The sequence below is a fragment of the Lysobacter sp. CCNWLW3 genome (assembly GCF_036697405.1).
In the GTDB taxonomy this organism is placed as follows: domain Bacteria; phylum Pseudomonadota; class Gammaproteobacteria; order Xanthomonadales; family Xanthomonadaceae; genus Lysobacter.
This window is the reverse complement of sequence record NZ_JBAHWA010000011.1, coordinates 91,079-99,661: the sequence shown is the minus strand read 5'-3', so window position 1 is coordinate 99,661 and position 8,583 is coordinate 91,079. Positions and strand designations below refer to the sequence as shown.

At 71.0% G+C, this 8,583-nt stretch carries 10 protein-coding genes, 1 tRNA gene and 1 other RNA gene; 3 read left to right on the top strand and 9 right to left on the bottom strand.

The genetic code is table 11. The features are described 5' to 3' along the window. The coding region (dnaX, locus tag V1318_RS16300) for a DNA polymerase III subunit gamma/tau (protein WP_332940772.1) at positions 1–1,213 on the bottom strand (1,213 nt) is incomplete at its 3' end. Between the two features lie 242 nt (positions 1,214–1,455). On the opposite strand from dnaX, the gene V1318_RS16295 reads away from it, so the two are divergent. Next, a tRNA-Ser gene (locus tag V1318_RS16295) sits at positions 1,456–1,548 on the top strand. Between the two features lie 80 nt (positions 1,549–1,628). Then, positions 1,629–1,725: signal recognition particle sRNA small type (ffs, locus tag V1318_RS16290), an RNA gene on the top strand. Positions 1,726–2,023: 298 nt separating this feature from the next. On the opposite strand, the gene V1318_RS16285 is transcribed toward ffs, so the two are convergent. From V1318_RS16285 to V1318_RS16255, 7 genes are all read right to left on the bottom strand, one after another. Next, positions 2,024–3,025: a cytochrome D1 domain-containing protein gene (locus V1318_RS16285; RefSeq protein WP_332940770.1), complete on the bottom strand. Its 1,002-nt coding sequence runs from the start codon at positions 3,023–3,025 to the stop codon at positions 2,024–2,026. Between the two features lie 108 nt (positions 3,026–3,133). After that, positions 3,134–3,565, bottom strand: coding sequence for a molybdenum cofactor biosynthesis protein MoaE (locus V1318_RS16280; protein WP_332940769.1), 432 nt, complete (start codon positions 3,563–3,565; stop codon positions 3,134–3,136). 1 nt (position 3,566) lies between these two features. Continuing rightward, the gene (locus tag V1318_RS16275; protein WP_332940768.1) at positions 3,567–3,824 is read right to left on the bottom strand and encodes a MoaD/ThiS family protein; all 258 of its coding nucleotides are present in this window, start codon (positions 3,822–3,824) and stop codon (positions 3,567–3,569) included. Further along, entirely contained in the window at positions 3,821–4,309 is a 489-nt protein-coding gene (gene moaC, locus V1318_RS16270) for a cyclic pyranopterin monophosphate synthase MoaC (protein ID WP_332940781.1), read from the bottom strand. Before moaC ends, V1318_RS16275 begins: the two co-directional genes overlap by 4 nt. A gap of 99 nt (positions 4,310–4,408) precedes the next feature. Next, positions 4,409–5,440, bottom strand: coding sequence for a GTP 3',8-cyclase MoaA (gene moaA / locus V1318_RS16265; protein ID WP_332940767.1), 1,032 nt, complete (start codon positions 5,438–5,440; stop codon positions 4,409–4,411). Next, positions 5,437–6,195 carry an MBL fold metallo-hydrolase gene (locus V1318_RS16260; RefSeq protein ID WP_332940766.1) on the bottom strand — a complete coding sequence of 253 codons (759 nt, stop codon included), beginning with the start codon at positions 6,193–6,195 and terminating at the stop codon, positions 5,437–5,439. The genes moaA and V1318_RS16260 overlap by 4 nt, the downstream gene beginning before the upstream one ends. Then, positions 6,195–6,944 carry a 3-deoxy-D-manno-octulosonic acid kinase gene (locus V1318_RS16255; protein WP_332940764.1) on the bottom strand — a complete coding sequence of 250 codons (750 nt, stop codon included), beginning with the start codon at positions 6,942–6,944 and terminating at the stop codon, positions 6,195–6,197. Before V1318_RS16255 ends, V1318_RS16260 begins: the two co-directional genes overlap by 1 nt. A gap of 22 nt (positions 6,945–6,966) precedes the next feature. On the opposite strand from V1318_RS16255, the gene V1318_RS16250 reads away from it, so the two are divergent. Then, positions 6,967–8,031: a glycosyltransferase family 9 protein gene (locus tag V1318_RS16250; protein WP_332940761.1), complete on the top strand. Its 1,065-nt coding sequence runs from the start codon at positions 6,967–6,969 to the stop codon at positions 8,029–8,031. 52 nt (positions 8,032–8,083) lie between these two features. Here the strand turns inward: V1318_RS16250 and V1318_RS16245 are convergent, their stop codons facing one another. After that, positions 8,084–8,494, bottom strand: a complete 411-nt coding sequence (locus V1318_RS16245) for a hypothetical protein (protein WP_332940759.1) — start codon at positions 8,492–8,494, stop codon at positions 8,084–8,086. Between the last annotated feature and the right edge of the window lie 89 nt (positions 8,495–8,583).

Genomic DNA, 8,583 nt, shown 5'->3' with positions numbered 1-8,583 from the left:
CGCGCGTCTGCGGTGCGGGCGCGGCCAGGGCGGCGGCCGCAGCGGCGGCGCCGGAGCCGCGCGCGCTTTCGCCCGTGCCCGTGCCCGTGCCCGTGCCGGAGGCCGCGGGCGCCGCGCCGCGCCCGTCCTCGCCCGCGGCGGGACGGAAGGCCAGCATGCGCAGCACGCTCATCTCGAAACCGGCGCGCGGGCTCGGCGCCAGCGGCAGATCGCGGCGGCCGTTGAGCGCCATCTGATACCACAGCTGCACCAGCTCGGGCCGAAGCCGCGCCGCCAGCGCGTCGACGTCGACGCCGTCGGTCTCCATCGGCGCGTCCGGCACCAGCTGGCGCACCTGCACGCGGTGCAGGGCCTCGCTCAAGGTGTCCAGCACCCCGCCCCAGTCGGGCGAGAACTCGGCCAGCGCCGCGACCTGCGCCAGCAAGGCATTGCCGTTGCCGTCGGCCAGGGCCTGCAGCAGCGCGCCGACGCGGGTGCGGTCGACGGTGCCCAGCATGGTCGCGACCGCGCCGTCGCTGAGCTGGCCGCCGGTGTAAGCGATGGCCTGGTCCAGCAGCGACAAGCCGTCGCGCAGGCTGCCGTCGGCGGCCTTGCTGAGCTGGCGGATCGCGCCCGGTTCGGCGGCGATGCCCTCGGCCTCCAGGATGCGGCCGATCTGGCCCGAGATCTGGGCCTCGTCCAGGCGCTTGAGGTTGAACTGCAGGCAGCGCGACAGCACCGTCACCGGCAGCTTCTGCGGGTCGGTGGTCGCGAGCAGGAATTTGACGTGGCCCGGCGGCTCTTCCAGGGTCTTGAGCAGGGCGTTGAAGGCCGACTTGGACAGCATGTGGACTTCGTCGATCAGGTAGACCTTGACCCGTCCGCGGCTGGGCATGTACTGGGCGTTGTCGATCACCTCGCGCACGTCGTCCACGCCGGTGTTGCTGGCGGCGTCGATCTCCAGCAGGTCGATGAAGCGGCCGGCGTCGATGTCGCGGCAGGAATTGCACTCGCCGCAGGGATCGGCCGAGGTGCCGCGCTCGCAGTTCAACGACTTGGCGAAGATGCGCGCGATCGTGGTCTTGCCCACGCCGCGGGTGCCGGTGAACAGGAAGGCGTGGTGGACGCGGCCGGAGTCGAGCGCATTGGTCAGCGCGCGGACCACGTGCTCCTGCCCGACCAGTTCGGCGAAACGCTTGGGGCGCCATTTGCGGGCGAGGACGAGGTAGGACATCGGACCCTTTGGTTGCGTGTGCTGGACTGGCTTGCGGCGGACCGGCCGGCTTCGGAGCGGCCGGCGCGCTGCCGCCACGGCCTCCGCCGCAGCGGCCGGCGCGGCGCAGGAACGGATCGGTCCATTGTGCCACGCCCGTTCGCGACGGCCGCCACCGCGGCAGCTCGACTTGTGGCGAACCGCCGCGACAGCTAGAATTCTCGGCCCTGAGTCCGACCGGATGTCGCTGTCGGCCCAGGCCCGGAGAGGTGTCCGAGTGGTTGAAGGAGCACGCCTGGAAAGTGTGTAAGCGGCTAAACCCCGCTTCGCGGGTTCGAATCCCGCTCTCTCCGCCAGAATCCAGCTTTGTCGCTCCAGTCCTGTCGCCGCGTCATGCGACACGTCTCGCGCCAGATGCGCACGTCCTATGGTGGCCCCGTCGGCCCCTCGCGACGCTAGGTCGAAAATCCCGCCAGGGCCGGAAGGCAGCAACGGTATCGACTGATGCGGGCGCCGAGGTCAGCCGGCGGGGCCGCCACCTTTTGGGGCGGCCTCATCGGGCGATGCCGAGCGGTTCGGCGCTCGCGCGCGGGAATCCCGCCGAGCCCCAAGCGATCCCGGAACCGTTAGCGGCGAGCTGTCGAGGCATGAACGGCGGACCTGCGCGGCCGTAAAAGCAAATCCCCCTCAATCCCCTTTTTCAAAGGGGGAAGACGAGCGGGGGCGGTCGCGACGCCAGGAGACGTGCGTGGCGAGCCTGTCGAACCATGGACGGCGAGCGCGCACAGCTGCGAGTACGAGCCTCTGGGAACGAGCGAGGCAGCGCCCGCGCTAAGGCGCCGTCAGCGCCAAGGCGTCCGGCTCGCGTCCGGTCGTCCAATGGGCGACCACTTTCCAGCGCTTGCGATCCACCACGGCCACCTCGTCGCCGCCGCTGATCGCCACGTACACGCGCGGCCGTTTCGGGTCGGCGATCACCCCGATCGGCAAGGCCGCGCGTCCGAGCAGGGTGTCGCGGTACTCCACGCCCTTGCGCGTCAGCTCGACCGTCGCCAACGGCTTGCGGCGGACGGCGTCGAACACCGCCAGGGTGCCGGCGCGCGCGTTGCTGACCAGGGCCTGGCGCCCGTCGGCGGTGAATGCGACCCGGATCGGAAAGCCGGGGCTGGGCAGGGTCGCCAGGACTTTCAGCGTGCGCGCGTCGTGCACGGTCACGCTGCCGGCTTCGCGATTGCTGACCCAGACCTCCTCGCTGCCCGGCCGCACCGCGATGCCCTCCGCACCCGCGCCGGCCTCGGCCTCGGCAAGCTTGGCGCCGGTCGTCAGATCGACCCGGCTGAGCGTGCCGCGATCGATCTTGCTGACGAAGGCGAACCGGCCGTCGGCCGAGACCGCGACCATATGCCCGCGCCCCTCGCCCATCGGGATTTCGGCCAGGATCTTGCCGCTGGCGATGTCGATGCGCAGCAGCTGCGCCGAGGCCTCGGTGGTGACCACCGCTTCGCGCCCGCCGGGCAGGAAGCGCAGGCCGTGCGGGCGGCCGTGCCGGCCCAGGTCCAGCACGCGCGGCGCGCCGCCGCGCAGGTCGAGCACGCTCAAACTGTTGCCCGGCGTTGAGCCGCCGTAATTGGCGACCAGCGCGGTCGCGCCGTCCGGACTCACCACGATCTCGTGCGGCGCCTTGCCGCTGGCGAACTCGCCCAGCTTGCGTCCGTCCTCCAGCGACAAGCGCCAGACCGTATCGGCCGATTTGTTGCCCACCAGCAACTCGGCCGCGCCCGCGGGCACGGTCGCCGCCAGCACCAGGAAAATCACCAGCCATCGCAGTCGCATCGCACGCCCTCCAGGCAACGAATCGAATTCACCTGCTTTGTGTAGGAGCGCCGTAAGCCGCGACCGAGTCGCGCCAACGACGGCGCAACCGCAAAGGCCCGCAGCCCCCTACCCCTGCGCAGGCGGCTCCGGATGCAGCCACCCCGCATCGCCCTCGACATAGCGCTCGTGCTTCCAGATCGGCACCCGCGCCTTGGTCTCGTCGATGATGTAGCGGCAGGCCGCGAACGCGGCGTCGCGATGCGCGGCGCTCACCCCGACCCAGACCGCGAGCTCGCCCACGCCCAGCTCGCCGACCCGGTGAATGCAGCGCGCCTCCACGATCGCGAAACGCTCCAGGGCCTCGGCCAGAATCTTCTCGCCTTCGCGTTCGGCCAGCAGCGCATAGCTCTCGTAGCGCAAGCCCAGCACCGCGCGCCCCTGGTGGTGGTCGCGCACCCAGCCTTCGAAACTGGCGTAGGCGCCGGCCTCGTCGCGCATCATCCACTCGCGGGTGGCGGCCGGGTCGAACGCGGTTTCGGACAAACGGAAGCGCGCCATCTCAGCCTCCCGACACCGGCGGTATGAAGGCGACCTCGCTGCCGGCGCGCGGCGCGTCGTCCCAGTGCGCGAACGCGCCGTCGACCGCGACCCGCAGGCGCTCGGCCGGCAAGGCGAAACCGTGGCGCTCGCGCAGCGTCGCGTACAGACCGCGCAGATCGGCCGCGTCGGTTTCCACGCTCTCGTCGCCGCGGCCCGCGGCATCGCGCAGGCTGGCGAAATACAGCACCGTGAGCCGGGTCGTGCCGCCTTGATTCATGCCGCACTCCCGAAGTCGCGCTTGCCGCCGGACTTGGCGAGCAGCTTGGCCGGCCCGATCACGATCCGGTGCGACAGCGCCTTGCACATGTCGTAGACGGTCAGCGCCGCCACCGTGGCGCCGGTCAGCGCCTCCATCTCCACGCCGGTGCGATGGGTGGTGCGCACCCGGCATTCGATCCGCAGCGAGTTCTCGTCCAGCCAGTCGATCGCGATCCGGCAGCCGTCGATCGGCAGGGGATGGCAGAACGGAATCAGCTCGGCGGTGCGCTTGACCGCCATGGTGCCGGCCACGATCGCGGTGTCGACGATGCCGCCCTTGGCGCTGCGCAGACCGCTGGCGCGCAACTGCGCGGCGACCGCGACCGGAAAGCGCACCCGGCACTCGGCCTGCGCTTCGCGCGCGCTGGCGACCTTGGCGGACACGTCGACCATGGCTGGGCGGCCTTCGGGGTCCAGATGGGTCAGCGTGGAACGCGCCGGCACGGACTTGGATTTGGGGGCTTTCAAACGATGGAGCTCCGGCAGGACGGGGCGCCTAGCGGTATCGGTGGATCAGGCAGCGGCCATGATACGCCGCGCGCTTCAACCGCCGACCAGGAACATCTCCACATGCCGGCTCGGTCGCGGCGCGTCGGCGGCGCGCAGTTCGCTGTAGCGGTCGGCGCGGCGCGACCACAGTGCGGCCACGCGTTCGGCCAGGCCGAACTCGCCCTCGGCCAGGGTCGGGCGCAAGTCGACGCCGTCGGCGGCGAACAGGCAGGTATAGAGGCGGCCGTCGGCCGACACCCGCGAGCGGTGGCAATCGCCGCAGAACGGCGCGCTGATCGAGGACACGAAGCCGACTTCGCCGGCGCCGTCGGCGTAGGCGTAGCGGGCCGCGACTTCGCCGCGGTAGTGCGCGTCCAGCGCGCGCAGCGGCCAGCGCTGGTGCAGGCGGTCGCGCAGTTCGGCCGAGGGCACCACGCGGGCGGCGTCCCAACCATTGCAGGTGCCCACGTCCATGTATTCGATGTAGCGCAGTACGTGGCCGCTGCCGCGGAAACGTTCGGCCAGCGCCAGCACTTGGTCGTCGTTGACGCCGCGCTGGACCACGCAGTTGAGCTTGATCGAGCCGAAGCCGGCGGCCTGGGCGGCGTCGATGCCGGCCAGCACCTGGGCGACCTCGCCGCGGCCGCCGGACAGGCGCCGGAACAGTTCGGGATCCAGCGCGTCCAGGCTGACCGTGAGCCGGCGCAGGCCGGCCTCGCGCAGCGCGCGCGCCTGGCGCGCGAGCAGCGAACCGTTGGTGGTCAGGGCCAGGTCCTCCAGACCCTCGATCGCCGCCAGCCGCGCGATCAGCTCGGGCAAGCCCTTGCGCAACAGCGGCTCGCCGCCGGTCAGGCGCAGCTTGCGCACGCCCACGCGCACGAAACCGCGCACCAGGGTTTCGATCTCGTCGAAGCTCAGCCGCGAGGCCGCGTCCAGGCCGTAGTCGTCCGGCACGCGCTCGGCCGGCATGCAGTACGGGCAGCGGAAATTGCAGCCCTCGATCACCGACAAACGCAGGCCGCGCAGCGGACGCCCGTAGACGTCCTGCGCCCATGGCGTCTGCTTCGGATCCGGCAACGCGCTCACGACGGCGGCACCTGCTCTGCGCTGGATTCGGCCAGGGCGACGCATTCGCCCGGTCTGCCCACACGATACCCCCGTGCGGCCAGGGTGTCGCCCTCGCCGGCGCTGGCGTAGTGGTAGAGCAGGCAGCGCGCCAGCAATTCGCGCGGGTACTCGCGCTCCAGGTCCTCGATGCCGCTGTGCGAGGGGTTGCCGTGCAGGGCGCAGTCGTGGGCGATCAGTTCGCCGGCGTCGGCATACTTGGCCAGGGCTTCCGGGATCGGCCGGGTGTCGCCGGTCCAGACCAGGCTGCCGCGCAGGCGCAGGCCGAAGGCGGTGTCGGGCCAGTGGTGGCGGGTGGCGAAGGCTTCCAGGCGCACGCCCCGGTGCCAGAACGCGGCGCCGACCGGGATCACCTGGAACGCATCCCAGAAATTCACCCCGCCCTCGGCCAGGGCGTTGGGGTAGTCGCCCACGCGCTGATGCAGCAACGGCACCACCGGCGCGGGCACGTACAGCTTGACCCGGCCGCGGCGCTCGGGATCGAAATAGGTCGAGACGAACAGCCGCTCGAAGCCGGCGACGTGGTCCAGGTGGGTGTGGGTGATGAACAAGGCGCGCGGCGCCTGCCCGTAATGCGCGAGATAGGCGGTCAGGCCCTCGCCGCCGCAGTCGATGGTCAGCCAGGGCGCACCGTCGCGCTCGATGGTCGCCATCGCCGAGCCCAGCTCGACCGCGGACGCGTTGCCGACGCCGTGCAGGCGCAGATGCCAGCTCATCAGTAACCCTTGTCCCAGGCGCGGTCGTAGGCGGCGCGCAGACGGCCGTAGTCGCGCTCGACCTCTTCGGCCGAACGCGCGCCGCGCAGTTTCAGCAGCGAACGCTTGAGGCGGGCGAGATTGCGCTCGCGCCAGCCGGTGGCGGGTATGTGCAGGCGGCCGCGGTCCAGATCGATCACCCAGCCGCGCCCGGTCGGGTCGAACAGCAGGTTGTGGGCGTTGAGATCGGCGTGATCCAGGCCGACCCGGTGGCAGCGCGCGATCAGGCGGCCGGCCTCTTCCCAGGGCGCGCCGTCGCCGGCGACCGCGGCGCGGTCGGCCAGCGAGCGCACGTCGTTGAGGCGCTCGAGCAGGATCGCGGCGTAATAGTAGAAGCCGTCGCGGCGGTAATAGGCCGCGATCGGCCGCGGCACCGGCAGGCCCTTCTCGGCCACCGCGCGGGTCAGGCGGAATTCGGCGAAGCTGCGGGTCTCGTTGGCGCCGCGCCACCAGTAGCGATCGCGGTTGAAGCGCGCCACCAGGCCGCCGCGCAGGTAGCGCCGCAGCAGGGCCGGGCCGAACGGCGCGTCGACGAACCAGGCACCGCCGCGGCCGCCGCTGTCGACCGGGCGCGCGCGTTCGCCCCAGAAGGCAGGCGAGAACCATTCCGGGCTCGCTTGCCGCACCCGGGTGCGGTCGAACAGAATCGCGCCGTAGCCGCTGTCGTCGCGGAACGGCGTCAATCCTTCGGCGGCGTCGTAGCCCGTCATCCGCCGGAGTCTAACAAGTCACGTGAACAACGCACCCCACTCGATCTGCCTGCTGCGGCTTTCCGCCCTGGGCGACGTGACCCACGTGGTCCCGCTGGTGCGCACCCTGCGCGCGGCCTGGCCGCAGCTCGAGCTGACCTGGGCGATCGGCAAGGGCGAGCGCCGCCTGCTCGACGGCCTGGAAAACGTGGGCTTCGTCGAATACGACAAGAAGACCGGCCTGGCCGGGATGCGCGCGCTAGGCCGCGAACTGCGCGCACATCTGGGGCCGCGGCGCCGCTACGACGCCCTGCTGCAGATGCAGGTGGCCGCGCGCGCGAACCTGCTGTCGGCCTTCGTGCCGGCGCGGCGCCGGATCGGCTACGACCGCTCGCGCGCCAAGGACCTGCACGGCCTGTTCGTCAACGAACGCATCCCCGACCGCCCCGGCATCCACGTGCTGGACGCGATCGGCAGCTTCTGCGAACCCCTGGGCCTGCGCCAGACCCAGGTGCGCTGGGACCTGCCGGTACCCGCGGAAGCGCGCGAATGGGCGCGCGCGCAATGGCCGGACGACGGCCGCCCCAGCCTGCTGATCTCGCCCTGCTCCAGCCACGCGCTGCGCAACTGGCGCAGCGAACGCTACGCCGCCGTCGCCGATCACGCCGCCGCGCGCGGCTGGCGGGTAGTGCTGTGCGGCGGCCGCAGCGATCTGGAACGCCGCACCGCCGACGAAATCCTGGCCGCGATGAGCGCGCCGGCGCTGGACCTGGTCGGCAAGGACACCCTGAAACAGCTGCCGGCCCTGCTCGAGCGCGGGCAGTTGCTGATGACGCCCGACTCCGGCCCCATGCACATCGCCAACGCCATGGGCACCAAGGTGCTGGGCCTGCACGCGGCCAGCAACCCCGCGCGCAGCGGCCCCTACAGCGACCGCCGCTACTGCGCCGACCGCTACGACGACGCCGCGCGCAAGTACCGCGGCAAGCCGGGTAGTGAGCTCAAGTGGGGAACCAAGATCGAGCATGACGGGGTCATGGATTTGATCTCGGTGGAAGATGGGATCGCGGCGTTCGAGCGCTACCGCACCGATCATCCCAGGGCTTGAGGCCGCGGCGTGGCCACCAGGCGATCGCGCGTCGATCCGCTAGGCGCGTCGGCTAAGGCGCCGGCGGGAGCGGAAGCGGCTCTCCCATCAGCGATTGGTAGGCATCCTGCAGCTGATGCACGTAGAGCATGCCCTGCGATTGGCTGTAAAAGCGGGCGTATGCGTTGTGCATCGAAATGCGCCAGGGTGGGCTGCCCATGCCCTGCATCAGCATGAAGGACTTCAGGGTGGCCAGCTCGAAGTGAACCGAGCCCGCATACGCGGTCGAAAAGACAAAACCCGCCTTGGCCAGCCAGTCGTTGGTCACCGGTACGCCGGACAGGTACTGCGTGATGTCCCGTTGCACCCTCGCGAACCGAACGACATGAGACACCTCAAGGGTGATTTCACCATCGGTAGGAAACGCGAAGCACGGGGTCGCGATGTACCGGTTTCCGATCCGTACCTCGTAGACACTGACCATACGCGAGCCCCCTTTGCGCTCCATACATGACGACGCCGGCCCCGTCGCGGGGCCGGCGTCGCTCCTGAGCGCACCATAGCGCAAACGCC